At 35.9% G+C, this 25,894-nt stretch carries 24 protein-coding genes; 17 read left to right on the plus strand and 7 right to left on the minus strand.

Features of this window, described 5'->3' with window-relative positions; genetic code table 11:
* Positions 1 to 352: 352 nt before the first annotated feature.
* From ACFFU9_RS11810 to ACFFU9_RS11825, 4 genes are all read right to left on the minus strand, one after another.
* Positions 353 to 1,372 carry a UDP-glucose--hexose-1-phosphate uridylyltransferase gene (locus tag ACFFU9_RS11810; RefSeq protein ID WP_379861652.1) on the minus strand — a complete coding sequence of 340 codons (1,020 nt, stop codon included), beginning with the start codon at positions 1,370 to 1,372 and terminating at the stop codon, positions 353 to 355.
* 187 nt (positions 1,373 to 1,559) lie between these two features.
* Positions 1,560 to 2,705 carry a galactokinase gene (gene galK / locus ACFFU9_RS11815; RefSeq protein WP_379861654.1) on the minus strand — a complete coding sequence of 382 codons (1,146 nt, stop codon included), beginning with the start codon at positions 2,703 to 2,705 and terminating at the stop codon, positions 1,560 to 1,562.
* 33 nt (positions 2,706 to 2,738) lie between these two features.
* Complete coding sequence (locus ACFFU9_RS11820; RefSeq protein ID WP_379861655.1) at positions 2,739 to 3,629, minus strand: aldose 1-epimerase; 891 nt, start codon at positions 3,627 to 3,629, stop codon at positions 2,739 to 2,741.
* 18 nt (positions 3,630 to 3,647) lie between these two features.
* A complete protein-coding gene (locus ACFFU9_RS11825) occupies positions 3,648 to 4,640 on the minus strand; it encodes a GntR family transcriptional regulator (protein WP_379861656.1) in 993 nt (330 codons plus the stop codon).
* A 152-nt stretch (positions 4,641 to 4,792) separates the two neighbouring features.
* Between ACFFU9_RS11825 and ACFFU9_RS11830 the strand changes: the two genes are divergently transcribed.
* From ACFFU9_RS11830 to ACFFU9_RS11885, 12 genes are all read left to right on the plus strand, one after another.
* On the plus strand, positions 4,793 to 6,439 hold the full coding sequence (locus tag ACFFU9_RS11830; protein WP_379861657.1) for a sodium/sugar symporter: 1,647 nt from the start codon (positions 4,793 to 4,795) through the stop codon (positions 6,437 to 6,439).
* 192 nt (positions 6,440 to 6,631) lie between these two features.
* A complete protein-coding gene (locus ACFFU9_RS11835; RefSeq protein ID WP_379861658.1) occupies positions 6,632 to 6,967 on the plus strand; it encodes an arsenosugar biosynthesis-associated peroxidase-like protein in 336 nt (111 codons plus the stop codon).
* 81 nt (positions 6,968 to 7,048) lie between these two features.
* Complete coding sequence (gene arsS, locus ACFFU9_RS11840) at positions 7,049 to 8,104, plus strand: arsenosugar biosynthesis radical SAM (seleno)protein ArsS (RefSeq protein ID WP_379861659.1); 1,056 nt, start codon at positions 7,049 to 7,051, stop codon at positions 8,102 to 8,104.
* A gap of 87 nt (positions 8,105 to 8,191) precedes the next feature.
* On the plus strand, positions 8,192 to 9,526 hold the full coding sequence (locus tag ACFFU9_RS11845; RefSeq protein WP_379861660.1) for a sodium:solute symporter: 1,335 nt from the start codon (positions 8,192 to 8,194) through the stop codon (positions 9,524 to 9,526).
* Positions 9,511 to 10,338: a metallophosphoesterase family protein gene (locus tag ACFFU9_RS11850; RefSeq protein WP_379861661.1), complete on the plus strand. Its 828-nt coding sequence runs from the start codon at positions 9,511 to 9,513 to the stop codon at positions 10,336 to 10,338. The genes ACFFU9_RS11845 and ACFFU9_RS11850 overlap by 16 nt, the downstream gene beginning before the upstream one ends.
* Positions 10,339 to 10,341: 3 nt before the next feature.
* Positions 10,342 to 10,836: a rhodanese-like domain-containing protein gene (locus ACFFU9_RS11855; RefSeq protein ID WP_379861662.1), complete on the plus strand. Its 495-nt coding sequence runs from the start codon at positions 10,342 to 10,344 to the stop codon at positions 10,834 to 10,836.
* Positions 10,829 to 11,458 (plus strand): TIGR04282 family arsenosugar biosynthesis glycosyltransferase, encoded by a 630-nt coding sequence (locus ACFFU9_RS11860; RefSeq protein WP_379861663.1) that lies wholly within the window; start codon positions 10,829 to 10,831, stop codon positions 11,456 to 11,458. Before ACFFU9_RS11855 ends, ACFFU9_RS11860 begins: the two co-directional genes overlap by 8 nt.
* Positions 11,451 to 12,263, plus strand: a complete 813-nt coding sequence (locus ACFFU9_RS11865; RefSeq protein ID WP_379861664.1) for a purine-nucleoside phosphorylase — start codon at positions 11,451 to 11,453, stop codon at positions 12,261 to 12,263. Before ACFFU9_RS11860 ends, ACFFU9_RS11865 begins: the two co-directional genes overlap by 8 nt.
* Before the next feature lie 119 nt (positions 12,264 to 12,382).
* Complete coding sequence (locus ACFFU9_RS11870; protein ID WP_379861665.1) at positions 12,383 to 13,297, plus strand: sterol desaturase family protein; 915 nt, start codon at positions 12,383 to 12,385, stop codon at positions 13,295 to 13,297.
* A gap of 15 nt (positions 13,298 to 13,312) precedes the next feature.
* The gene (locus ACFFU9_RS11875) at positions 13,313 to 14,050 is read left to right on the plus strand and encodes a DUF547 domain-containing protein (RefSeq protein ID WP_379861666.1); all 738 of its coding nucleotides are present in this window, start codon (positions 13,313 to 13,315) and stop codon (positions 14,048 to 14,050) included.
* A gap of 18 nt (positions 14,051 to 14,068) precedes the next feature.
* Positions 14,069 to 15,889, plus strand: a complete 1,821-nt coding sequence (locus ACFFU9_RS11880) for a DUF885 domain-containing protein (RefSeq protein ID WP_379861667.1) — start codon at positions 14,069 to 14,071, stop codon at positions 15,887 to 15,889.
* Between the two features lie 44 nt (positions 15,890 to 15,933).
* Positions 15,934 to 16,632 (plus strand): TIGR04283 family arsenosugar biosynthesis glycosyltransferase, encoded by a 699-nt coding sequence (locus tag ACFFU9_RS11885; RefSeq protein WP_379861668.1) that lies wholly within the window; start codon positions 15,934 to 15,936, stop codon positions 16,630 to 16,632.
* A gap of 2 nt (positions 16,633 to 16,634) precedes the next feature.
* On the opposite strand, the gene ACFFU9_RS11890 is transcribed toward ACFFU9_RS11885, so the two are convergent.
* Entirely contained in the window at positions 16,635 to 17,366 is a 732-nt protein-coding gene (locus ACFFU9_RS11890) for a metallophosphoesterase family protein (protein WP_379861669.1), read from the minus strand.
* A gap of 180 nt (positions 17,367 to 17,546) precedes the next feature.
* Here ACFFU9_RS11890 and ACFFU9_RS11895 point away from each other — a divergent pair, with 180 nt between their 5' ends.
* The 5 genes from ACFFU9_RS11895 to ACFFU9_RS11915 all read left to right on the plus strand — a co-directional run bounded on the left by ACFFU9_RS11895 (position 17,547) and on the right by ACFFU9_RS11915 (position 24,581).
* Positions 17,547 to 18,845 (plus strand): NAD(P)/FAD-dependent oxidoreductase, encoded by a 1,299-nt coding sequence (locus ACFFU9_RS11895; RefSeq protein ID WP_379861670.1) that lies wholly within the window; start codon positions 17,547 to 17,549, stop codon positions 18,843 to 18,845.
* A 35-nt stretch (positions 18,846 to 18,880) separates the two neighbouring features.
* Entirely contained in the window at positions 18,881 to 20,482 is a 1,602-nt protein-coding gene (locus ACFFU9_RS11900; protein ID WP_379861671.1) for a 4Fe-4S binding protein, read from the plus strand.
* Between the two features lie 381 nt (positions 20,483 to 20,863).
* Entirely contained in the window at positions 20,864 to 21,556 is a 693-nt protein-coding gene (locus ACFFU9_RS11905) for a glycosyltransferase family 2 protein (RefSeq protein ID WP_379861672.1), read from the plus strand.
* Positions 21,553 to 23,043 (plus strand): cellulose synthase family protein, encoded by a 1,491-nt coding sequence (locus ACFFU9_RS11910; protein WP_379861673.1) that lies wholly within the window; start codon positions 21,553 to 21,555, stop codon positions 23,041 to 23,043. Before ACFFU9_RS11905 ends, ACFFU9_RS11910 begins: the two co-directional genes overlap by 4 nt.
* An 86-nt stretch (positions 23,044 to 23,129) precedes the next feature.
* On the plus strand, positions 23,130 to 24,581 hold the full coding sequence (locus tag ACFFU9_RS11915; RefSeq protein WP_379861674.1) for an MptA/MptB family glycosyltransferase: 1,452 nt from the start codon (positions 23,130 to 23,132) through the stop codon (positions 24,579 to 24,581).
* 120 nt (positions 24,582 to 24,701) lie between these two features.
* Here ACFFU9_RS11915 and ACFFU9_RS11920 read toward each other — a convergent pair whose 3' ends face one another.
* Entirely contained in the window at positions 24,702 to 25,082 is a 381-nt protein-coding gene (locus ACFFU9_RS11920; protein ID WP_379861675.1) for a hypothetical protein, read from the minus strand.
* A gap of 590 nt (positions 25,083 to 25,672) precedes the next feature.
* On the minus strand, positions 25,673 to 25,894 hold the full coding sequence (locus ACFFU9_RS11925; protein WP_379861676.1) for a hypothetical protein: 222 nt from the start codon (positions 25,892 to 25,894) through the stop codon (positions 25,673 to 25,675).

A 25,894-nucleotide genomic window follows, 5' to 3' on the forward strand; every position in this document is an offset into this window, starting at 1 on the left:
GAACTTCGGGAAGCAATAAATTGGCTATGGATAGTAATGAATCTGGGAGCATAAATATTTTTGATTCAAAGTTCTTTAATTTTTAGTTACTCCACAACTTTTTGTGTTGACCCGTCAAAGGGGTCAAGGATCAAGTCGTTTTAGGCAAAAATTCTAGTTAATCTATACAGGAAGAATTCTATTTTCTCACACCTCTAAATTGAGCTCTAAAGGCTTTAATTTTAGAACTCAAAAACCACACAAAAAACTGATATTTTCTTCACTTAAATTACTAGAGACCGCTCCACAAACAAAAACCCCTCAAGACTCTGAGGCGCTCCCCCCAGAATCTAAAGGACAAAGCAAAACGAACCTAAAGCAGTTCTCGCAACATCTTTACAGCTGTTTCTGCTGTGATATCTCGTTGTGGTGACCCGAACATTTCGTAACCGACCATAAACTTCTTTACAGTAGCACTTCGCAATAAAGGTGGGTAAAAACTCATGTGCCAATGCCAATGCCCGTTAGCCTCGCCATCTGTTGGCGCTTGATGGATACCGCTAGAATATGGAAAGGATGTATTAAACAATTTATCGTAAGCTTTCGTTAATACCGAAATCGCTTCGGCAAAATTTAAAGCTTGCTCGTCACTCATTGCTAAGATATTAGCTTGCACTGCTTTAGGCACAATCATGGCTTCAAAAGGCCAAATGGCCCAAAACGGCACCAACACCACAAAATCATTATTCTGAAAAATAATACGCTCGTTCTTTTCTAGTTCCTGAGCTAGATAATCTCCTAAAAGACTACTCTTATTAGCCTTATAATACTTAGCCTGTTGGGTGTTTTTCTTATCAACCTCATTTGGAAGTGTCGACTGGCTCCATATTTGGCCATGCGGATGCGGATTGCTACAGCCCATAACAGCACCCTTATTTTCAAAAATTTGAACATAATTAATATCTGGATTTTCTGCCAAAAGTTTAAATTCTTTTTGCCAAGCGAAAACCACTTTCTGAATTTCATTAGGATTCATATGCGCCAAACTCTTGGAATGATCTGGACTAAAGCAAATCACTTTACAAATTCCCGTTTCGCTTTGCGCCTTCATTAAACCATCTTCCACTAAAAAGGTTTTAGAATCACTTTGCAAGGCTGCAAAATCGTTGGTAAACACAAAAACATCTTCGTAATTAGGGTTTACTTCTCCGTTAATCCTTGTGTTTCCAGCACACAAATAACAGGTTTCGTCATAGGTTGGTCTTTTCTCATTTGACACGGCTTCATTTTGACCTTGCCATGGCCTTTTAGCACGATGCGGCGACACCAAAACCCATTCCCCTGTTAATATATTTAATCGTTTATGTGAGTAATCCTGTAAATCTGTATTCATTATATTATTTTTTTATGTTCTATGCCTTAGGAATGAAAATATCTTAAATCCATCTTGATTAAGAGAGATAAAAACTTATATGCTTTTCAAATAAAAAACACTTTATTCTGTCTTTGCTTTTAAGCTTAGCAACCCTGCGTTCGAGATCATCTATCAACCTATTTCTATAATTCCAATACCTCTCCAACTATACCAATCCTGCTCCGTTGGATAAAGACACGGCATAAATTGAACAGGCTTTATTAAATTTATTTTGATATGCTTTGGCTACAGATTCTTGAAACTGTTTGGAGCCACTTTTTAAAACCAAATTAATAGTACAGCCCCCAAAACCACCGCCCATCATTCTAGCACCGATAACTTGGCCACTTGCTTTTGCTTCTTCTACAAGAAAATCCAACTCGTCGCAACTTACCTTGTATTGATTTGAAAGTCCGTAATGTGACGCATACAATAATTTACCAAGGGCCTCCATATTATCGGTTTTCATTGCATTTCCGGCATCAATCGTTCTTTGATTTTCTTGAACCACGTATAGTACCTTTTGATAATCTTCTTCAGATATTTTATCTTTTATACTCAACAAATCCTTTTCTGAAGCATCTCTTAGCGCAGGAATATGTAGCATTTTTGAAACGGACTCGCATACCGAGCGCCTATTATTATAAGCACTATCAGACAAACTGTGTTTCACATTGGTATTGACCAACACCAGTTCATGGTCTTTAAAATCAATCTTAAAAGGTGTCGCCTGAATAGTTCTACAATCTAAAAGCAAAGCATGATCTTTAACTCCAAACATACTGGCATATTGATCCATAATCCCACAGTGGACGCCTGCAAAATTATGTTCTGCTTTTTGAGAGATATAAATCATATCCTTTTTAGACAGCTTTAAACCAAAGGTTTCGTTCAATCCCACAGCTACACTATTTTCTAAAGCAGCAGAAGAAGATAAGCCAGCACCACCAGGAATATCACCACCAAAAACAATATCAAAATTTCCTATTTCAATACCTTTTTTTTGTATTTCAGAAACCACGCCCAGAATATAATTTCCCCAGTGGCCACTTGCCAAAGGCTTAACATTATCTAGCGAGAACTCAATACCGCTATCCTTATCTGCAGCAAAAGCAGTAGAAACTGCAGCATCACTTTTTTGTATAGCAGCCACGATCCCTCTATCGATGGCGGCAGGAAACACAAACCCTTCGTTATAATCGGTATGTTCACCAATAATATTTATCCTTCCCGGAGAAAAAACCAGTAAAGGTTCTGTCTGGAATTTACTCTTAAACTTCGCTTTAATTCTTGCAACCATTGTGTTGTCCATCTTCAATTAGGATTTAATTCAAAAAAATGAATGTTATTGATTTATTATTTTTAGTGCCCAGGTTAAACTATAACGCTCATCCGGTTTTAACACCTGAAGGCCTATTTGATTATTAAAACTATCGGAAACCCCTGTGGTAGGTTCAATGGCAATAGTATTTTCTTTAGGCGGCGTGTACATTTGTAAAAAATTATCTTTAGAAGTCGCTTTAATTTGCAAATCATAATCAGGCGTCTTAAACACTATCGTATCTGCATCCAAAATGTAACAGTCATCCAATTGCTGGTCTTTCACCTCGAACATATCGACCGGACTGATTGGCTCGATACCTGTGGTAATATTTCTATCGCCTAAAATCACTTTTTGATGGGAATTAAAGTCAACCGTACTGTTATACAAATCACTTGACGAAAAATAAGGATGCCACCCCAATGTAAATGGAAAAGCTTTGGTATCTGTATTGGTAACAGAAACTTTTAAGCTTAAGTCCTTTTCAGTGATGGTATATTCCAATTGGATAATATATTTATAAGGAAACCCCATAGATTCCTTTTCTTCAATATATTGTAGGATAACCGACGCGCCAGATTCTGATTTTTTTTGCTCTACAATCTCGAACCTTTTATTGTACACCAAACCGTGCAAGGCATTATGCTCTTCTTTTTGATTGATTTCAAAAGCATAAGCCCGCCCATTAAAAGCATAAGCACCATCCTTAATTCTATTTGCAAAAGGAAATAGAATGGAAGAAGCATAGGTTGTAGCATAAGACAAGGGAGACAGATTTTTTATTACAGCATGTCCATTTAATGTTAGTTCTTGCAAACTCGCCCCTTGGTCTAAATGGATTTTGGCATAAACCTTATTTTTAGAATGTTTTAGCTCTAATAAGTGTAATTCTTGATGGTGATGGATTTTGTACACAGCGTTTCGTTTTTAATACTATAAGGAGTTCCTTACAATAAGGTTATTCGTATTTTCTATTTTGAGTTGTTCTTTATTCAGTATCATCTCTGCTAATCGTTTTCCCATAGCATTAAAATCTGTAGAAATGGTTGTAATGCCACCTTCAACAATTTCCTTTAGTAAGGTGTCGTTATATGAAATCACTCCTATATCATCTTTAAGTTTCAACGATTTATGTTTCATTTCTTTAATAATTTTCAAAAGCATCTTATCTTCAGGAACAATATACAACTCTCCTTTTTCGAGTGGTTTCTTTTTTAAATCCCCAACCACATCATAAGCCAACTGGTGTTCTTCACAAAACATAACAAAACCCGAGCGCATCCCTTCTGGTTGTTTCTTTTGGCAAAAAATCAAGATTAACTTTTTATAATTTTTTATATACACCAATGCCTTATTGAGATTTATATAAATATCTTTTTCAAAATTTTGATAAATAGCAGAGTACACCGATAATTCCTCATGCATTTGGTCTAAAATATACACTTTTTCTTTGGGTAGTATGTGTATATACGACTTGGTGTTTTTTAAATTGGCAGGCATGATCACATAAAAATTATAGTCTCCAGCATGATCATGAATCAATTTACTAAAAACACCTTCATTAAAATGATGAAAAAAGATATCAACCTGAACATGAGGCCCTAAATTTTCTAAAAACGCATTATAAAGATCCTCTTTAAAAGAATTCAGCTCATCGAAAAGCAAAAATATTTTTTGAGAAACAGTTACATTTTCACTAGAAACATAATACCCTTTACCCACAACAGAATGCACGATACCTCTATTTTTCAACTCATTAAAAGCCATCAAAACAGTATCTCTGGAAAGCTTATGGCTTTTTTTAACATTATTGATTGAAGGCAACCTATCCCCTTTTCGTAACGTTCCAGAAAGTATAGCCTCCTCAATAGAATTGATGATTTGTTTATATTTTGGAACCCCTATTTTCTTTTTGATGTCAATCATAGTCTTATGACAAATATATAGTATTTTTTTATACAAAACCATACTAGACCCTACTAGTTTGATTTTATACGTTTAAAGGATCATTTTTAAAATTAAATTTCTATATTTGGTTTCTTAATTAGAAAACAACTAACTAAACTAAAACCATCACTATGACAGTTGGATTTGATTTTTGGGATTATGCGGTATTTATCGCTTATGCCACTTTAATTTTAGGAGTAGGACTATGGGTGTCGCGAGACAAGAAAGGCCATGAAAAAAATGCAGAAGATTATTTCTTAGCCAGCAAATCTTTACCGTGGTGGGCCATAGGCACGTCGTTAATTGCTGCTAACATTTCTGCTGAACAATTTATCGGCATGTCTGGATCGGGATTTGCTCTAGGTCTTGCCATTGCTTCTTACGAATGGATGGCTGCCATCACCTTAATTATAGTTGGTAAATACTTTCTCCCTATCTTTATAGAAAAAGGACTTTATACCATTCCCGAATTTGTGGAAAAACGATTCTCGACCAACCTTAAAACCATATTGGCGGTCTTTTGGATTGCTCTTTACGTGTTTGTAAACCTAGCATCAGTTTTATACTTAGGCGGCCTTGCCATAGAAACTATTATGGGGGTTGATATGATGTATGCCATTATCGGCCTGGCACTATTTGCCGCGGCATATTCTCTATATGGCGGATTGTCTGCAGTCGCTTGGACCGACGTTATTCAGGTGGTCTTTTTAGTCTTAGGAGGATTAGCAACCACATATTTAGCTTTAAACATGGTTTCTGGTGGCGCAGGCATATGGGCCGGGTTCTCAAAAGTAATGGATGCTGCACCAGAAAAATTCCATATGATTTTGGATGAGTTTAACAATGATGGCACCGATAACGCCAACTATTTGAACTTACCAGGAGTTTGGGTTCTTGTTGGGGGACTATGGGTTGCTAATCTTTACTATTGGGGCTTCAATCAATACATCATCCAAAGAACTTTAGCAGCCAAGTCTTTAAAAGAATCACAGAAAGGGATTTTATTGGCAGCTGGATTAAAAATTATTATTCCTCTTATAGTTGTCGTACCTGGAATTGCAGCTTACGTTATTATTAACGATCAAAGCATATTAGATAGCTTAGGTGAAGCTGGACAGATGAATTTACCTACAGCAGGAGAAGCCGATAAAGCTTACCCATGGCTGTTGCAATTTCTCCCCACTGGCCTCAAAGGCGTGGCTTTTGCCGCTTTAGCAGCAGCTATTGTTTCGTCTTTAGCATCCATGCTAAATTCAACATCTACTATCTTTACTATGGATATTTACAAGCAATATATCAACAAAAACGCAAGCGATAAAGCGACTGTAAACGTGGGGCGTATTTCTGCTGCGGTAGCGCTAATTACTGGTGTTATTATGGCACCACTTTTAGGAGGCATAGACCAAGCCTTCCAATTTATACAAGAATGGACCGGTATTGTGAGCCCAGGCATATTAGCCGTATTCATTTTAGGACTGTTCTGGAAAAAAACAACAAACAACGCGGCCATTTGGGGAGCACTTTTATCCATCCCCATAGCATTGGCCTTAAAATTTATTCCTATTCCTGGATTAGAGCCATGGATGCACCAAATGGGATTAACAGCCGTTTTGACGCTATTGGTGATTATAATTTTAAGTTACTTGCAAAATAAAGGCGCTGATGATGAAAAAGGCATCACATTCACTAAAGACCTATTCAAGACGTCTCCCTTATTTAATATCGGAGCATTTGCCATCTGTATCGTTACTGCTGCGCTCTACGCCTTATTCTGGTAAGATGCATAGGAAAAGCATCCATTTTTAATACTTTTTAAACAAAACAGTAAAGAGTCAAAAAAATCTAAATTCATTTTTAGATTTTTTTGACTCTTTTTTTTAACCATTAAAGAAACCTATAACTTTTGTTAAGTAATAATTAATTTTTCGACTTAAGCTTTAAAGATTTCTATCTTTAGAAAAAACATTTTTATGCAAAAAACATACTACGACCCAGCAGACCTTAAAAAGTTTGGAAAAATAAGTGAATGGAGCCCAGAATTAGGTGCTAAATTTTTTGAATATTACGGAAAGGTTTTCGAAGAAGGCGCGCTTACAGCCCGAGAAAAATCTTTAATCGCATTAGCCGTAGCACACACCGAACAATGTCCTTATTGCATTGATGCTTATACAAAAGACGGACTGCAACGTGGTATCACCAAAGAAGAAATGATGGAAGCCCTACATGTAGGAGCCGCCATTAAAAGCGGTGCCACTTTAGTACATGGTGTACAAATGATGAATAAAGTAAACAAGTTAGACCTTTAAACGATTTATAATTTTTAAATTACGTTTGACCTTTTTTATCTGCGAATCGTAATTTATGGACCATAAACCATACATCATAATATGATAAAAAACTCTCTGCATAAACGCAAAAGCGATCTGGCCAATAGCACTAGACAAGTCGATATCCTATCGAACGGTATTTTTAAAAATGGCGACTTACCAACTTTTAAGGATAAAATTTCTGAAACAGGTCAGTTTCCACTTACAGCCAAAAAATTAGAAATATTACAAATTAATCTAGGCTATATGTGCAATCAAGTTTGCGAACATTGCCATGTAGATGCTGGACCAGACCGAAAAGAGATTATGACCAGAGAAACCATGCAGCAATGCTTGGAGGTTATAAAAAACACAGAAGCACATACTCTAGACTTAACGGGCGGGGCGCCAGAAATGAATCCCGACTTCAGATGGTTTGTAGAAGAAGCATCCAAAGTTGGCATTAAAAACTTTATCGTAAGGTCTAATCTGACCATTATTCGCGCAAATAAAAAATATTATGATTTACCAGAGTTCTTTAAGAAACACCAAGTGCATGTTATAAGTTCGATGCCACACTGGACTCGAGGAAAAACCGACAAGCAGCGTGGGGATGGCGTTTTCGACAAATCTATTAAAGCGCTACAAGACCTTAATGCCATTGGTTACGGAATGCCCGAAAGCAACTTAAAGCTAGACTTGGTTTACAATCCTTCGGGAGCATTTATGCCAAGCGACCAAGCTTCTATGGAAAAGGATTTTAAAAAAGCATTAAAACAAGATTTCGACATCCTGTTCCATAACTTATTCGCCATTACCAATTTACCTATTAGCCGATTTCTAGATTATCTAATTGCTTCAGAAAACTACGAAGATTACATGCATGCACTGGTAGAGGCCTACAATCCAACCGCTGTTCCCCACGTTATGTGCACCAACACCTTGTCTATAAGCTGGAACGGCTATTTATACGACTGCGATTTCAACCAAATGCTGGAACTGCCCGTAAACAGTAAGGTAAAACATATTTCAGAATACAATGAAAATTTACTGGAAGGCAGGAACATTTCTATCTCTCAACATTGCTATGGATGTACAGCAGGAGCAGGAAGCAGTTGTCAAGGAAATATAACCTAAAAACACTTGTCATTTAACACCATTTGACACAAAAGGATGACAGAGTCTCTCCAACAAAAAGGCATCTTACATAACAAATACTATTAAATGAGCGCCATTGATTACCAATGGGCATTAATTATTGTGTCCAGTTTAATGCTATTTTACCTATCGCCCTTAGCTAAAACTACAGATCAATTTTTCAGAGCGGTTAGAAAACAAAAAACGCCCCGTACATTTATCCTTACAGGCAGTTTAATTATCTCGTGGATTTTTGCCAAAAGCATTACCAATGCCGCTAATTTAGGCCTCGAATTTGGTATTGTAGGAGGCGTGGCTTATGCTGGCTATTATCTATCATTTGCCGTTGCAGGTTTAATTATTTACAACATGCGCACCATTGGCGGTTTTGAGAGCATCCACCACTTTCTGGTTTCTAAGTTTGGCAGAGGTGCTATGTCTCTTTTTTCTGTTTTAATTTCAATCCGGCTATTTAACGAGGTGTGGAGCAACACCTTGGTTATCGGTAATTATTTTGGCAGTTCGGGAACACGGCCCTTCTATTTATCGATTATTGTTTTCACCCTTTTAACTTTAGCATATACAATAAAAGGAGGATTAAGCAGCTCTATATTCACAGACATTATACAAATGGGCTTATTCGCTGTGTTATTAATGGTTATCTTATCTCATGTTCTTTCTGTGGAAGACTTTAACACCCAAGACATTATAAGGTCAGGGACCTGGCGTTTTGATTTGGGTCTTAATTTATTTTTTGCAGCTCTAATCCAGTCGTTCAGCTATCCGTTTCATGATCCAGTTTTAACCGACAGGGCGTTTATAAGTTCTCCAAAAGTAACCCGCAAAAGTTTTTTATGGGCAAGTGTTTTAGGCGCCTTATGTATTATATTATTTAGTATTATTGGTGTGTATGCCAAAACACAAGGCATGGAAGGCCAGGCCGCTGTAGAAGTTGGAAAAGCTTTTGGTATTGTTATCTTACTGGTGATCAACTTTATAATGATTACTTCTGCAGCTTCAACCCTAGATTCTACATTTTCATCGTTTTCAAAACTATTGGCAATAGATTTGAGTTTTAAAAAAAGCCTCACGTTTGGACGGCTTTCTATGGTTATTATTGCTGTATTAGGAACAATCCCCGTATTTTTAGATGCTGAAATTTTATCTGCAACTACTATTTCTGGAACAATGATTATTGGCTTAACCCCTATTTTTATGTTCTGGAACATGGACGCTCCAAAAATTAGTTTTTATTTGAGTGTGATTTGCGGATTGCTGTTCGGATTTTTTTTAGTTTTCGAAACGTTTCCAAAGGCACTAATTCTAACAGAAGGGAAATACGCCCTTTTACTCTGGATTAACGTTTGGGGCATCCTTAGCTGTATAATATTATATATGATTCCGAAATGGATAAAAAAATAGAAGATTTAGGAAAACTATCTGGAAAAACACTTCTCTTTGGAGGTGTATACAGCAACCTTCAAGCGCTTGAAGCTTTAATTGCTGTTGCCCAAGCAGAAGGCATCCCGGCGCAAAACTGTATTTGCACAGGAGATATCGTGGGGTATTGCGCACAGCCAGAGGAGAGTATTCAGGCTTTCCAATACTGGAATGCGAAAAGTATTCTGGGCAATGTAGAGATCCAATTGCGAGAAGGCGCTGAAGACTGTGGATGCGACTTTAAAAAAGGGTCACGCTGTGATGGTTTTTCACAGCTCTGGTATCCTTATGCACAAAGCAAACTTTCAAAAAACTCCATAGCATTTATTTCAAAACTACCCGACCACATTCAATTTAAATACGCCAATAAGCAAGTCTGCATTGTTCATGGTTCTTATTTTAATGTATCAGAATTTATTTTCAAATCCACCCCCTGGACACGTAAGCTATCTAATTTCGAAACGACTAAAAGTGAGATTATTATTGCTGGACATAGCGGATTGCCTTTTCAGCATGCCAAAAACAACCACCTATGGCTTAATCCGGGTGTTATTGGCATGCCAGCAAACGATGGCAACACAAGTGTTTGGTACGCTATTTTAGATGATAAAGATGGCATATTAACTTATCGTCATCACACATTAAACTATAATTATAAATTAACCCATACTTTAATGGCAAACACGTTACTCCCTAGCGCATATGCTAAAACTATCATGACAGGTATTTGGGACAATACTGAAATTTTACCAGCTACAGAAAGGGGTTTACAGGGATTTGACATATTAATATAGCACATGAGATATTTATTGGTTTTTGTATTTGCATATGCATCCGTTTCCCTTCAAGCACAAGAAACGCTAGAAAGTTTATTAAAGAAGCACAATACCAAAAGCATCCCATACATGACTGTACAGGAGTTGGCTATGCCCAAAACCAATGCAATTATTTTAGACACTCGCGAATTAGACGAATATAAGGTGAGTCATTTAAAAAACGCCATTCATGTGGGGTACAGTCATTTTAAAATTGATAGTGTCCTCTATAACATACAAAACAAGGCTACCCCTATCGTAACCTATTGTTCTTTAGGAATTCGCTCAGAAACCATTGCTATCCATCTTAAAAAAGCAGGTTACACGCATATTAAAAATCTGTATGGCGGTATTTTTGAATGGAAAAACAACAACCTATCGGTTTATAATATTCAGGAAAAAGAAACGGATAGTATTCACACATTCTCCAAAGTTTGGAGCAAATGGTTAAAAAAAGGTATAAAAGTATATGACTAAAGAACTTCTTATCATTTTCGTTAAAAACATCACACTAGGCAAAGTAAAAACACGTTTAGCAAAAACCATTGGTAACGAGGCCGCTTTCGAAGTGTACAGCGCCCTTGTAGAGGTTACCGAACAGGCTACTCAACATATAAACAAGGATAAATGGGTTTGTTTTTCTAACACCATCGTGGATTCAAAGTGGATTGGATATACAAAATCTGTGCAACAAGGCAACGATTTAGGCGAACGCATGAAAAATGCCTTTAAAAAAGGTTTTGAAGCAGGCTACGAACGTATTGTTCTTATAGGCTCTGATTTACCCGATATTTCTAAAGATCATATTCAAGAGGCTTTTGAGAAGTTAGAAGACCATAAGGCCGTTTTTGGACCCGCTGAGGATGGCGGTTATTATTTAGTAGGATTACGGGATATGCATACTTTTATTTTTGAAAACAAACCTTGGAGCACCCCCAACCTATTGCAAGAAACCCTATTGGAACTCAACCAGAACCATATAAAATTTACTACTTTAGTAACGCTAAATGATATCGATACTTTTGAAGATCTAGAAGTCTCGACATTTTACAAATCCAACATACTATTACAACAAAAAATAAAGCAATTAAATGATTAAAGACATAGAAGAAACCGTAAGTTATTTACAGAACAAAGGATTTGATAGCCCTGAAATAGGCATTATACTCGGCACAGGCTTGGGGCAACTCCTCGATTCTATCGAAATTTTAAAAGAAGTAAGCTATAACCACATTCCCAATTTCCCAACGGCAACCGTCGAGTTTCATAAAGGCAAACTCTTTTATGGTAATTTGGAAGGCAAAAAAGTAATGGTTATGCAAGGTCGCTTTCACATATACGAAGGTTACACCTTGCAAGACGTTACGTATCCCGTTCGTATAATGGAAAAACTAGGCATAAAAACCTTATTGGTTTCCAATGCAGCTGGCGCGGTTAATTTAAATTTCAAAAAAGGCGAATTAATGCTTATTGAAGACCATATCAATTTGCAAGGCAGCTCTCCTTTAGCCTTTAAAGGTGTTGAACTATTAGGCGAACGTTTCACAGACATGAGCGCTCCTTATAATGCCGACATCAATTCTAAGTTTAAAACTATTGCTGCAGAGCACAACATCACATTGCATAGTGGCGTTTATGCCAGTGTAGTAGGACCACAATTGGAAACTAAGGCAGAATACAGAATGCTAAGCATTATGGGTGCCGATGCTGTGGGCATGAGTACTGTTCCTGAAATTATTGTAGCCAATCATTTGAAATTAAAAGTTGCCGCTGTTTCTGTTTTAACAGACGAATGCGACCCCAACAACCTAAAACCTGTTGATATTACTGAAATTATTAAAATGGCAGAAAAAGCAGAGCCCCAAATGATTACTCTTTTTAAAGAATTGATAAAACTATTATAAGTATAACTTATTGTTCTCCTAAAATAAAAAAGCAGACCTTACAAACAACACAATAAGGTTATAAATCTTAAAATTAGCAGTTTACTGTTTTAATTTTATTTGATATCTCATTTTTAGATATGGACCCCTATTTAAATATCATAAAAAAATCCTATTCAGGGTATTGGAATTACCTTAAGAATGAAATTTTCTTTCCAAATCATTGGGATAATTATTTCTATGGCCTAATTATCATATCATTAGCAGTCTGGCTTTTAGAGATTATTTTTCCATGGCGAAAAGACCAATCTATTTTTAGAAAGGATTTTTGGTTGGATACTTTTTATATGTTTTTCAACTTCTTCATATTAAATCTTCTTATTTTAATTGCATTATCAAATACGGTAGCCCAGTTTCTAAATGATATTATGGGTGTTGTTGGCCTTTCACTAAAAGACTTTCAGCTTTTTGATGTAAATGAATTACCTACGGGCCTTGGATTACTTGTTTTCTTTCTAATTTCAGATTTCGTACAATGGAACACCCATAGACTATTACACCGCGTTCCTTTTCTATGGAACTTCCATAAAGTGCACCACTCGGTTAAAGAGATGGGGTTTGCCGCCCATTTGCGTTTTCACTGGATGGAACCCGTAGTATACAATTCTTTACTGTATATCCCTATTGCTATTATTGGAAACTATAATGCTAAAGACGTGGCCTTGGTTCACTTTTTCGCTATCATTATAGGGCATTTAAACCATGCCAATTTGGGTTGGGATTACGGTGTATTAAAATACATTTTCAATAATCCGAAAATGCATATATGGCATCATGCAAAAGCATTGCCAAAACATGTTAGATATGGCATTAACTACGGAATAACCTTAAGCCTCTGGGACTATATTTTTAGAACAAACCACATCCCCCATAATGGAAAGGACATTGAACTGGGCTTTTCTGGTGATGACACGTTCCCTAAAGATTTTTTAAGTCAGGAATTGTATCCCGCATCAATAAAACCCAAAAAAAATCAACAAAAAGAGAACACTTAAAATCTTAATTTTCATATGAAACATATTACCGCTATTTGCATCCTATTATTTACAACACTACTATGTGCTGTAAATCAAAAAAACATAAACTTTAAAAAGGAAACGCAAACGGTATTTAATCATGATATCTGGAATGAACTACTCAAAAAGCACGTATCTAACGATGGGCACGTGAACTACAAAGGCTTTATGGCCGATAAACAAAAATTACTGAATTACATAGCAGCTTTGGCTGGAAACACTCCAAATAATTCTTGGACAAAAGAAGAGAAATTAGCCTATTGGATAAATGCTTACAACGCGCTGACCATTGATTTAATTATACGCCATTACCCTATAAAAAGCATTAAGGATATTGACAAACCATGGGACCAAGATTTATGGACATTGGGCAACACATCGTATAGCCTTGGCCATATTGAACATGAAATTTTAAGAAACATGAACGAACCTCGCATCCATTTCGCCATTGTTTGTGCCTCTTTTTCTTGTCCGAAATTGCAAAATTACGCTTTTACAGCCTCGAAATTAAACGCCCAATTAACACATGTTACAAAAGAATTTCTAAATGATGAAGCTAGAAACAGCATTTCAGAAAACAGCTTAGAGCTTTCAAAAATCTTTCAATGGTTTTCCAAAGATTTCAAACAAAATGGCTCTCTAATTGATTTTTTAAATAAATATTCAGACATTACAATTTCCCAGCATGCAAAAAAACGCTTTAAAGATTATAATTGGGATTTAAATGACTAACACGACACCAATCCATTTATGAAAAAAATTATCCTATTTTTAATTTCTTCTCTTTTTCTACTTGGCGCTTGCAAGAGCAACATTTCTAAAGATATGATTCCAAATCGCATTACAGAATCGAACAAATTAAATGCTTTTTTTCAAAAAACCTATGATGAAGATGTCGCAGAATCCCCTATGCAACAGACCAGACTCGGTATTAAAACAGAAGATTATGGTAAATGGGATGATATTTCGGAGAAAAACCGTGATAAAAAACTAAAGATTAATAAAGAGCGATTGGCATTCTTAGAGGATTCCATAAACGTTGATTTACTTGACAAAACGACGTTACTAAGCTATAAGTTAGCTAAAGAAAACCTTCAAAATGATATTTCAGATTTTAAATACCGCTTACACAATTACCCCTTAAACCAGATGTTTGGCTGGCACTCTAGCATTCCTGCATTTTTAATAAATATGCATAAAATTTCAAATATTAGCGATGCCGAGGCCTGTATTTCTAGATTACAAAAGACTACTATATTATTTTCACAAGTAGAAGACGAGCTTAAGCTTAGAGCTGAAAAAGGGATTATGCCACCGAAATTTGTTTTTGATTTGGTAATCAACGATTGTGAAAACATTCTCTCTGGATCACCATTTAACAAGACCACTAATGATAATCTTCTTATTGAAGATTTTAAAAACAAAATCAACGCATTAGCAATTAACAGCCATCAAAAGACCAGCCTAACGCAAGAGGCAAACGATGCTTTATTAAAGCATGTAAAACCCGCCTATACATCACTAATAGCTCTATTAAAAACTCAAAAAGAAAAAGCAACTACAGAAATTGGTGCATGGAAGCTACCAGGCGGCAAAGCATTTTACAATGCTGCTTTACAACGTACCACTACAACAAACATGACATCCGATGAAATTCATGAACTTGGCTTGAGCGAAGTGCAACGTATACATAACGATATGCGCAACATCATGAATACCGTAGGCTTTAAAGGAGACTTACAAGCCTTTTTTACCTTTATGAAAGATAGCGAGCAATTTTATTACCCCAACACTCCTGAAGGCAAAAAGGCATATCTAGCAGAAGCTGCTTCGCTAATTGAAACCATGAAATCTAGGTTAGATGAATTGTTCATTACAAAACCGCGAGCAGATATTGAAGTAAAAGCCGTAGAGGCCTTTAGAGAGAAAAGTGCTGGAAAAGCATTTTACCAAAGAGGCACCCCCGATGGCAGTAGACCAGGAATATTTTATGCTAATTTATACGACATGAAATCCATGCCTACGTACCAAATGGAGGCCTTAGCCTATCACGAAGGTATACCTGGGCACCATATGCAACTGTCTATTGCTCAAGAAATGGACAATCTGCCCATGTTTAGAAAGTTCGCATACTATACTGCTTACTCCGAAGGTTGGGGCTTATACACAGAACTTTTACCAAAAGAAATTGGCATGTACAGCGACCCGTATTCTAACTTTGGACGATTAGCCATGGAGCTTTGGCGTGCTTGCAGATTGGTGGTAGACACGGGTATTCACGATAAGAAGTGGACACGAACACAAGCCATTTCTTTTTATATAGAAAACACACCCAATGCAAAACTTGATGCTGTAAAAATGGTGGAGCGCCACATTGTAATGCCTAGTCAAGCTACAGCATATAAAATAGGCATGAACAAAATACTAAATCTTAGAACCGATGCCAAAACCCGACTGAAAGATAAATTCGATATCCGAGAGTTTCACGAGGTTGTATTGTCTAACGGACTCGTTCCTTTAAACGTTCTAGAAGATCTTGTTGACGAATGGATCGTATCCAAATTAGATTGATGTATTACCGCTTACCATGCCTATAGAAATGTCTTATCTACATTATGTCTCACAAATTATCTATAATTATTCCCACTTTAAATGAAGCAGCCATCATTTACAACTTACTCGATTATCTGATAGAACATACATCAAATAAAGCCCCTATAGAACTAATTTGTGTGGATGGTGGAAGTACAGACAAAACCCAAAGTATCATATCTAAATTCAACAATGTCACACTTTTAAATTCAGAAAAAGGACGTGCTAAACAGATGAATTTAGGTGCAAAAGCTGCTACAGGAAGCATCCTTTATTTTTTACATGCCGACTCCTTCCCTCCTAAACATTTCGATACATATATTATTAATGAAGTGAAAAACGGACAAGAAGCAGGCTGTTTCAGGATGCAGTTTGATAGCAAACATTGGTGGTTACGCTTGGCAAGTTGGTTTACAAAATTCAATTGGCGTATCTGTCGAGGCGGCGATCAAAGCCAATTTATAACCAAAACCCTTTTTGAGGATATAGGCGGGTTTAATGAACATTATGTTATTTATGAAGACAATATCCTAATAAACCAACTGTATGCTAGAAAACAATTTATAGTGATCAATAAAAAACTCGCTACCTCAGCTCGTTTATATAGAAAGCATGGGGTTTGGAAGCTACAATTTTTCTTTTGGGCTATCTACATTAAAAAATGGCTTGGCGCCTCTGGGGAAGAACTTTACCGCTATTATAAAAAGAACATCTGTGACTAAAATCAATTTTTATTCCTTCCTTTTTCATTTGGGTATAAATTGGGCAAATGATCGCTTTGAAACACTTCTTTTGTGTGTATATCAATTCCAGACAGCTTCCCTTTAAAAGCAGCACCCGTATCTATATTCCATACATTTGCGGCATTCATCGGCACATCAGAATCAAAATTAGTTGTGGGAGTATGCCCAATATAAATTTCTTCGTAATGTTTTAATCTTTTAGGATAAAATGCAGACGCTCTTTTAATACGTTTATCCAAAGTCAAAGCTACCTCCCAAAGCGTTCGATCAAAATAAAGGGTCGTCTCAAAAGCCTCTTTTTCAACACCGTGCATAGAAGTAAAACCAGCATGCAGGAATAATCGGTTTGCATCGTCTAAATAATAAAATGGCATGTTTTCTAAAAACTCTAGATGCGCTTTTTTATCTGCTAAAGAAACATCTTTATAACTCGCCATCGTCTCCTCTCCACCGTGCAGATACCAAGTAGAATCTACCGTATCGGTTCTCAACCATCGCTCACACCAAGCATCATGGTTACCTTTTATAAAAATACAGTTTGTCTTTTGTGATAATTCGATTAAAAACTGGATAACCTGTGCCGATTCGCTCCACCCATCAACATAATCGCCTACAAAAATAAGCGTATCGTCTTCTCTCACCTCTATTGCGTTAAGCACTTGCACCAAAGCCTTTAACCCTCCATGAATATCACCTATTGCTATAGTTCTCATAATCTGCTTTTTTTACAAAACTAACAGATCAATTACCATATATAAAATATGTTTTGTACTTTATATGGTTTCTATGAAAATCAACTCATACGCTACACTTAATTTAAATCGATTCTAAATTACATCCCCACCATAAGGTATTACCTTTAACTTCGACCTAATACAACATACTCTAAAAATATGGATCATATTGTTATTATAGGAAATGGTATTGCTGGTGTTACGGCAGCACGTCATATCCGTAAACTTTCCGACAAAAAAATAACTATTATTTCTGAAGAAACCGATTATTTTTTTTCCCGTACAGCACTTATGTATGTTTATATGGGCCACATGACCTTTGAGCATACGCAACCGTACGAGAATTGGTTCTGGGAGAAAAACAACATCCATCTAAAAAAAGCCTATGTTGAAACGGTTGATACTAAAAACAAAACCCTTTGTTTTTCTAAGGGTGCAACCTTAAGCTACGACAAACTTATTATTGCAACAGGTAGCAAACCAAACAAGTTTGGATGGCCCGGACAAGATTTAAAAGGGGTTATGGGCATGTACCATAAGCAAGATTTAGAAAACCTAGAACAGCATGCGCCAAATAACACTGTATGCAAAAGAGCGGTTATTGTTGGTGGTGGTCTAATTGGTATTGAAATGGCCGAAATGTTAAGTTCTAGAAAAATTCCTGTTACGTTTTTAGTTAGGGAAAACAGCTTCTGGAACAACGTCTTGCCAGAAGGCGAAAGCGCACTAATTAACAAGCATATAAAAAGCCATCATATCGATTTGCGCCTTGGAACAAATTTAAAAGATATTATTTCTGATGAAAACGGCCATGTTAAAGGGATACGCATTGCAGAAACAGGAGAAGAAATCCCTTGTAATGTTGTGGGGCTTACAGCTGGTGTTTCACCTAACATCGACCTTTTAAAAAACACGGAAATTGAAACCGCTAAGGGCGTAAAAGTTAATCGCTATTTAGAAACCAATATTCCTGATGTTTATGCTATTGGCGATTGTGCCGAACAACATGAAGGCATAAACCAACGCAAGACTATTGAATCTGTTTGGTACACCGGAAGGATGATGGGTGAAACAGTGGCGCAAACCATTTGCGGAAATCGCATACCATATACCCCCGGCCATTGGTTTAACTCTGCAAAATTTTTTGATATCGAATACCAAACTTATGGTTGGGTGTTCCCTAAGCCCAAAGATCATGAAACACATTTTCATTGGAAACATGAAGACAATACAAAATGCATTACAATTTGTTATGATACCAAAACGAAGCAGTTTTTAGGAATAAACACTTTAGGCATACGCCTGCGCCATGAAACATTTGATAAGTGGCTTAATGAAAAACGAGATGTTAATTATGTAATTGAACATCTAATTGAAGCGAATTTCGATCCAGAATTCTATAAACGTTTTGAAAAAGATATTCTTAAAACTTATAAAAATGAGACATCACAGGTTTAGAAAATCGGTGAACACTATAAAATAATAAAAAAACCATGAGTTCGAAATTAAACCACAGCATGTCTTTAGCGAAACCCGAAGCTAACGATTTATCCATAAAACAAAAAATAGCCGTTTTTTTAGGGGTTGTAGGGCTATTCATTTTCGTATTGGCCTTGTTTAATGCCGAGTTCCCTAATAAAGCCATTTTTCTTACCTCGTCTTTAGCCCTTATTGCTATAGGAACAATCATTTTTGCCAACGACTTGTACTTAACGGCATCTAAAGGAATCAAAAACGATGGAGTTTGGTTTAAATCGATATCCTCTAGAGGCATATTGGGATGGATTGTTGGCATTGTACTTACGGGCTTTTATATTGTTCTGTATTTTTATCCAGAATATTTAGGTCTAGCATCAGATGGTTCTAAAAACACAGGTCTTATTTCATTATTCGACCCTTTAAGTTACATGTTAAGTGGAAACCCTGCGAGCCAATGGTTTGTTTACGGCACATTATATACCTTGGCAATTTTAATTTTCGGATATAAATTCATGCTTAAATACCGTCACAACCGCTACCAACAATTACGTACGGTTTCGGTTATGTTTTTTCAACTCGGATTTGCTTATTTGATACCAGAATTTATGGCCAGGCTAAATAAAAGCCCTGGTTATAACCTCCCTTACTATGATTTAAAAAGCATGTGGCCACTAAATTATTATCTTTTTGATAGTTGGTCTATAAATGGTTTTTTATCTTCTGGAGGACTGGGATTATTGCTTTTAATTTTTGGTGTCTTGTCTATTTTCGTGGTATCACCTATTTTAACCTATAAATATGGGAAACGCTGGTACTGCTCGTGGGTCTGTGGTTGTGGTGGTTTGGCCGAAACAGTTGGCGACCCTTTTAGGCACTTAAGCAGTAAAAAACTATCGGCATGGAAAATTGAGCGCTGGTTGGTACATACGGTTTTAGTATTTTCAATTTTAATGACCACGGCTGTAGTTTATACCTATTTGGGCAATGATCCCAATAAGTTTTGGTTAACCCGTAAAGTACTTCTATTAGGTGTTGGTTTACTATTAACTTTAGTATTCAGTTTGGTTATGGTATTTAAGCGCAAGCAACTTGCCAAAGACGCTCGCTATGGCGCTATTGGTTATTTTGTAATTATTATGGTTTTGTTCCTTATGCATTACACGGGTGCTACAGACAACATTTTTTTAATAAAATCCAGTAGTTTACGGGCTGCTTATGGCTTCTATATCGGTTCGATATTTTCGGGTGTTGTGGGCACAGGTTTCTATCCGATATTAGGCAATAGGGTTTGGTGTCGTTTTGGTTGTCCCATGGCCGCCATACTAGGGTTCCAACAACGTATGTTTTCAAAATTTAGGATAACCACTAATGGCGGACAATGTATTTCATGTGGAAATTGTTCTGTTTATTGCGAAATGGGTATCGATGTACGTGCATATGCCCAAAAAGGTGAAAATATTGTACGCTCCAGTTGTGTGGGTTGCGGTGTGTGTAGTGCCGTTTGTCCAAGAGGTGTTTTAAAATTAGAAAATGGTGCTATGAACGGTCGTATCAACTCTAATGATATCTTATTAGGAAATGATGTAAATTTAATGGACTTGTTAAATAAGAAATAAGGTTTAGAACTTTATCAGAGGCCTCTTTACAAAAATAAGACTCTTTTTTCTAATAACAAATCACCATGTTTTATAGAGCTAACTTAACTATTCTGTTTTCGTTAGCTCTACAAAACATGCTTAATCCTTCCAAGCCTAATAAAAGTAATCATTCGTACACAAAAGTACATTCAAGCAACACATACATTATCACCGTTTTACACCTTTCAAATTAAGCCAAAAAACATTAAACACACTAAAAAGCTTCAGTTCTTTAAAAAACCTCTAGAAACTTAGCTAATTCATATGAAATAAAGAAAATGGGCAGCGATACTTCCTTAAAAACTAAAAGAATAAATTAACTTTGTACCGTAAAATAGAAAATAAACACATCATTATTAAATGACGAAAGTAAAAGTCATCATTCCTGCATATAATGAAGCAGATTCCATAGCTCACGTTATCCATGATATTCCTAGCACCGTAAATGAAATCATTGTGGTTAGTAACAATTCCACAGATCAAACAGAACATAATGCCAAAGCAGCTGGTGCTACCGTTTTATTGGAACCCCGTAGAGGTTATGGTTATGCGTGTTTAAAAGGGATGGAGTATCTTAAAAATCAAGAAGACAAACCTGATATTGTTGTGTTTTTAGATGGCGACTACAGTGATTACCCCGAGGCATTAGATAAAATAATAGCACCCATTATAAACGATGGTATCGATTTCGTGATAGGTTCTCGTGTAAAAGCATTAAGAGCACCAGGCTCCATGACGAAACCTCAAATATTCGGCAACTGGCTAGCTACCACTCTTATGCATTTATTTTTCAATGCTAAATTTACGGATTTAGGCCCTTTTAGAGCGATTAAATACGAAAAATTATTAGCCCTTAAAATGGAGGACAAAACATATGGCTGGACTGTAGAAATGCAATTAAAAGTTTTAAAACATAAATTTTCATATACTGAAATACCTGTAAATTATCGTAATAGAATTGGCGTCTCAAAAGTATCAGGAACCATAAAAGGCGCTATATTTGCAGGCATAAAAATATTAGGTTGGATTTTTAAATACAGCATTAAAAGATGATTATAGAGACCACGATTATAGTAATTTACACCATTGCACTTATTCTTATATTCCTATATTCATTAGCACAGCTAAACCTGCTTGTAAATTACTTGTCATCCAAAAGAAAAAAGGATGATTCGCCGCTATTCGACATGTCAAATCCCGATGAGGTGCCTTACATCACCATTCAACTGCCCGTTTATAACGAAATGTATGTTATGGAACGGCTGCTTGACAATATTGCTTTAATAGATTACCCAAAAAGCAAGTTAGAAATCCAAGTGCTGGACGACTCTACAGATGAAACCGTTGAAAGCACTCGAAAGCATGTTGAAAAAATCCAAGCCACAGGTTTAGATATCAGGCACATTACCCGTACCGATCGCTCAGGCTATAAAGCTGGTGCATTAAAAGAAGGCCTAAAAGTGGCCAAAGGCGAATTTATTGCCATATTTGATTCCGATTTTTTACCAAAACCAGATTGGTTAATGCAAACCGTTCCTTATTTTAAGGATGATAAAATTGGTGTGGTACAAACGCGTTGGGGACATATCAACCGAAGCTACTCCATACTTACAAAAATTCAAGCCTTTGCATTAGATGCCCATTTCACATTAGAGCAAACAGGAAGAAACAGTAAAGGACATTTTATTAACTTTAATGGTACTGCGGGTTTATGGAGAAAAACCTGTATTATAGATGCTGGAAACTGGGAAGGAGACACGCTTACAGAAGACTTGGATCTGAGCTATCGTGCGCAATTAAAAAACTGGAAGTTTAAATACCTTGAACATGTTGAAACTCCTGCAGAATTACCTATTATTATAAGTGCTGCCCGTTCACAGCAATTTAGATGGAACAAAGGTGGTGCAGAAAACTTTAGAAAAATGCTTGGGCGTGTTTTAAGAAGTAAGACTATTTCTCCCAAAACCAAATTACACGGTTTACTGCACTTACTAAATAGTACTATGTTTTTAAATGTACTTATAGTTGGTATTTTAAGCGTTCCGATGCTATATATTAAAAACGAGTATGCACATTTAAGACCTTATTTTTATTTTATGAGTTTCTTTGTAATGAGCAGTATTATTTTCTTCATCTGTTATTGGTTTATGTATAAAAACATTTATGGAAGTGGTTTTAAAAACTTTATAAAATATATAGGTATGTTTTTTGTGTTTTTTTCTATAGCCATGGGCTTTTCATTACATAATTCCATTGCTGTGCTAGAGGGACATATGGGAAAGAAAAGTGAATTTATACGTACTCCTAAGTTTAATATTAGCAAATATAAGGACAATTGGAAAAACAATAAATACATAAAAAAAACGGTATCTGTACACGTGATCTTTGAAGGGCTTCTTATGCTTTACTTCGGGTTTGGTATGTACAGTGCTTTTATTGTTGGCGACCAAGGTGGCGATTTCGGACTCTTCCCCTTTCATCTCATGCTGTTTTCAGGCTTTGGGTATGTGTTTTTTAAATCCTTGACCTCGAAAGTTTAAAAGAGAAAGATTATGCTTTTTTCAATTTAGAAACACCTCAAAGAGGCTTAGCACATTGCAGATAGATAATAAATGATTTTCGGCTTATGCCTATAAAACCATTATTTTTAAACACGAATAAGTACGCTATCGTTATGGTGCTTATAAGTAGCTTGTTATACGGCTTATTTGCATATGATTTGCAACGCACCGAATACACAAAGCTCATGCTCCTGTACACCGCTTTGTTTTTTCTGTTTTATAAGTTAGTGCACGTTTGGAAACACCAGCCAACCTATTTGATGGCTGTCGCTTTTATTTTTAGAGCGATTTTCATTTTGGCCATTCCTAATCTATCACAGGATTTTTATCGTTTTATTTGGGACGGTAGACTCATTATGCAAGGCTTTAATCCATATTTACATACTGTTGAATCTTTTATAAGTAATAACGAGTTTCCCATAGCGCAAGCCGAAGAGCTCTACTTGGGCATGGGTACACTTAATGCGAGCCACTTTAGTAACTATCCGCCTTTAAACCAATTCTGTTTTGTTATTGCCGCAGTATTTAGCGGTAAAAGTATTCTGGGCGCCGTAGCCACTATGCGCTTGCTCATTATTGCCGCAGACTTCGGAACCCTTTATTTTGGCAGTAAACTATTAAAGAAATTAAACCTTTCGGTTTATACTATTTTTTGGTTTATACTCAACCCTTTTATTATCATAGAACTCACTGGGAACCTTCATTTCGAAAGTGTCATGATCTTCTTCCTAATTTGGAGTCTTTACCTGTTACATTCCGGAAAATGGCAATTAGCCGCATGTATTTTAGCATTATCTATATCTGTAAAATTGATACCTCTTATGTTTATGCCCTTGTTTTTTCAGTGGTTTTTGAAACAGGGGAACAACTTAAATAAACCGGTACGTAATAAAAAAACTATAGCTTCTTGCTTTCCAAAAGAAATTAAGACACACTATAACCGACAAGGGATGAAAACTTTTATAGCATTTTCTTTACTTGTTCTTTTAATTAGCGGCTTGCTCTTTTTACCTTTCTTTTCTTCTCAGTTTATAAAAAATTATACCAAAACAGTAGGACTGTGGTTTTATAGTTTCGAGTTTAACGCCAGCTTGTATTATGTTTTTAGAGAAATAGGCTATATGTTTAGCGGTTATAACCAAATTGCTCTCATTGGAAAAGTAACGCCTATGGTTGTAATTGTATTTGTTTTGATAATTACATTTTACAAAAAAAACATAACAAGCACCCAGCTGATAAGCTCAATGATAATGGTTCTATCCTTTTATTATTTTACAGCTTCAACGGTGCACCCATGGTATATAGCAATGCTTTTAATTCTCTCCGTTTTTACCACGTATAAGTTCCCACTGGTTTGGAGCTTTGTAATCATACTCAGTTATTTATCATATATGGATGTAGGCAAAGCAGACAAGTCTGAAAACCTATGGATAATCGCCTTAGAATATGGTGTCGTTTTTGGTGTGTTACTGTATGAGCTTATAGCTAAAAAAAACGCTAACGGCTCGCTAGTGTAGCCATATGTTTTACTCTGAAGGATGACCAAACCTATATCTCATATATTCCTTTACAATATTTTTAAAATAAAAAAAGCCTCCATACAGGAGGCCTAATGCATTATATAACAATTGATAAAACTACACTTTTTCTAAAGCTGTAATGGTGTTTTCTTCATTTTCATCTTCATAACCATCGGCATCCTTAGTCATTTTTATGTCTTTATCGAAAGTGATTTTAAATTTGGTTTTTAATAAAGCATCTGAATTCAAATCAAACGTTTTTAAAACATTAGCATCTACTTTTTGAAAGGTAAGCGTATATTCCTCATTGTCCTTACCCTTCGTAACGAAATTATAACCATAACTTTCATGACCATCATAGGTAGCATAAATAATAAATCCCTTTTGCAGTATTTCATTTTCAAGACTAGCACTAGGATTAAAAACCATTTTAAAACTTGTTAATACCACAAAGGATAAAACCAAACCACTTAACACAATTATTTTTTTAATTTTCATCTCTACTGTTTTTCGTTTTTTTAATAAAGTTTATCGGAAACCCGATTTACCAAAAGCCCGATATGCTTATAATAACTTTAGCTTAAAGTTATTGGCGATGTTTGCTATAAGTGTGTTTCTATATTAATTAAAGGATTTAAGTTAAAAAAAATAATTAATAAATAATCTTAAAATAGTATGGATACGCGCTATGATTTAAGAACTTCTTTTGAATCTTTAAAGCTCTTTTACACCAAAAACGTAGCTTTTGTAAAAAAGGAGATATACTCTTCACCTGATTTTATAACAGCAAACACTTTCAACTTAAGCTAAATTTAGTTAATAGGGTTTAACGTTAATCAAATGCTTTATTTTAAATCGACAATTCCCTACAGATTCAGGACAAGGTTTTCCTTAAAAACATAGTTTGAATGATGGAAACTGGAGTTTAAAGATTTTATGGCCATTTTAATGACCATAAAATCTATACCTATCCAATTTTGGGCGCTCGTCGCTTTACCAAACCCCTATATAAGTATAAAACGTTTCGGTTTCTTTTACATTTAAGGCCAAGTAAAGCCAAGCAAAATCATGTGATTATAGGCATAATTTTAAATCGGCTTTAAGCTTTCTACCCTATAAATAACATCATCCCCGTCGGCATTCTCAACAAATGTTATTCTAAAATTTTGATCTATAAAACGTTCATCATGCTTTAAATCGAATTGTTTTAAAACTCGGGGATGTAACTCTTCAAAGGCTAATTCTTCCCCATTTTCAAACCAAAAAATGTAAAAACCGTTTTCATACGACTTAAAAACAGCAGTTCTCAT

The organism is Mariniflexile ostreae, from assembly GCF_042427585.1.
Lineage (GTDB): Bacteria > Bacteroidota > Bacteroidia > Flavobacteriales > Flavobacteriaceae > Pseudalgibacter > Pseudalgibacter ostreae.

Coding starts and splice junctions, on each gene's coding strand:
- ACFFU9_RS11845 (WP_379861660.1), top strand. CDS start 8,192: ATGAGCGCCATTGATTACCAATGGGCATTAATTATTGTGTCCAGTTTA.
- ACFFU9_RS11865 (WP_379861664.1), top strand. CDS start 11,451: ATGATTAAAGACATAGAAGAAACCGTAAGTTATTTACAGAACAAAGGA.
- ACFFU9_RS11885 (WP_379861668.1), top strand. CDS start 15,934: ATGTCTCACAAATTATCTATAATTATTCCCACTTTAAATGAAGCAGCC.
- ACFFU9_RS11890 (WP_379861669.1), bottom strand. CDS start 17,366: ATGAGAACTATAGCAATAGGTGATATTCATGGAGGGTTAAAGGCTTTG.
- ACFFU9_RS11895 (WP_379861670.1), top strand. CDS start 17,547: ATGGATCATATTGTTATTATAGGAAATGGTATTGCTGGTGTTACGGCA.
- ACFFU9_RS11875 (WP_379861666.1), top strand. CDS start 13,313: ATGAAACATATTACCGCTATTTGCATCCTATTATTTACAACACTACTA.
- ACFFU9_RS11915 (WP_379861674.1), top strand. CDS start 23,130: ATGCCTATAAAACCATTATTTTTAAACACGAATAAGTACGCTATCGTT.
- ACFFU9_RS11860 (WP_379861663.1), top strand. CDS start 10,829: ATGACTAAAGAACTTCTTATCATTTTCGTTAAAAACATCACACTAGGC.
- ACFFU9_RS11825 (WP_379861656.1), bottom strand. CDS start 4,640: ATGATTGACATCAAAAAGAAAATAGGGGTTCCAAAATATAAACAAATC.
- ACFFU9_RS11925 (WP_379861676.1), bottom strand. CDS start 25,894: ATGAGAACTGCTGTTTTTAAGTCGTATGAAAACGGTTTTTACATTTTT.
- ACFFU9_RS11855 (WP_379861662.1), top strand. CDS start 10,342: ATGAGATATTTATTGGTTTTTGTATTTGCATATGCATCCGTTTCCCTT.
- ACFFU9_RS11810 (WP_379861652.1), bottom strand. CDS start 1,372: ATGAATACAGATTTACAGGATTACTCACATAAACGATTAAATATATTA.
- galK (WP_379861654.1), bottom strand. CDS start 2,705: ATGGACAACACAATGGTTGCAAGAATTAAAGCGAAGTTTAAGAGTAAA.
- ACFFU9_RS11830 (WP_379861657.1), top strand. CDS start 4,793: ATGACAGTTGGATTTGATTTTTGGGATTATGCGGTATTTATCGCTTAT.
- arsS (WP_379861659.1), top strand. CDS start 7,049: ATGATAAAAAACTCTCTGCATAAACGCAAAAGCGATCTGGCCAATAGC.
- ACFFU9_RS11910 (WP_379861673.1), top strand. CDS start 21,553: ATGATTATAGAGACCACGATTATAGTAATTTACACCATTGCACTTATT.
- ACFFU9_RS11835 (WP_379861658.1), top strand. CDS start 6,632: ATGCAAAAAACATACTACGACCCAGCAGACCTTAAAAAGTTTGGAAAA.
- ACFFU9_RS11900 (WP_379861671.1), top strand. CDS start 18,881: ATGAGTTCGAAATTAAACCACAGCATGTCTTTAGCGAAACCCGAAGCT.
- ACFFU9_RS11850 (WP_379861661.1), top strand. CDS start 9,511: ATGGATAAAAAAATAGAAGATTTAGGAAAACTATCTGGAAAAACACTT.
- ACFFU9_RS11870 (WP_379861665.1), top strand. CDS start 12,383: ATGGACCCCTATTTAAATATCATAAAAAAATCCTATTCAGGGTATTGG.
- ACFFU9_RS11905 (WP_379861672.1), top strand. CDS start 20,864: ATGACGAAAGTAAAAGTCATCATTCCTGCATATAATGAAGCAGATTCC.
- ACFFU9_RS11920 (WP_379861675.1), bottom strand. CDS start 25,082: ATGAAAATTAAAAAAATAATTGTGTTAAGTGGTTTGGTTTTATCCTTT.
- ACFFU9_RS11880 (WP_379861667.1), top strand. CDS start 14,069: ATGAAAAAAATTATCCTATTTTTAATTTCTTCTCTTTTTCTACTTGGC.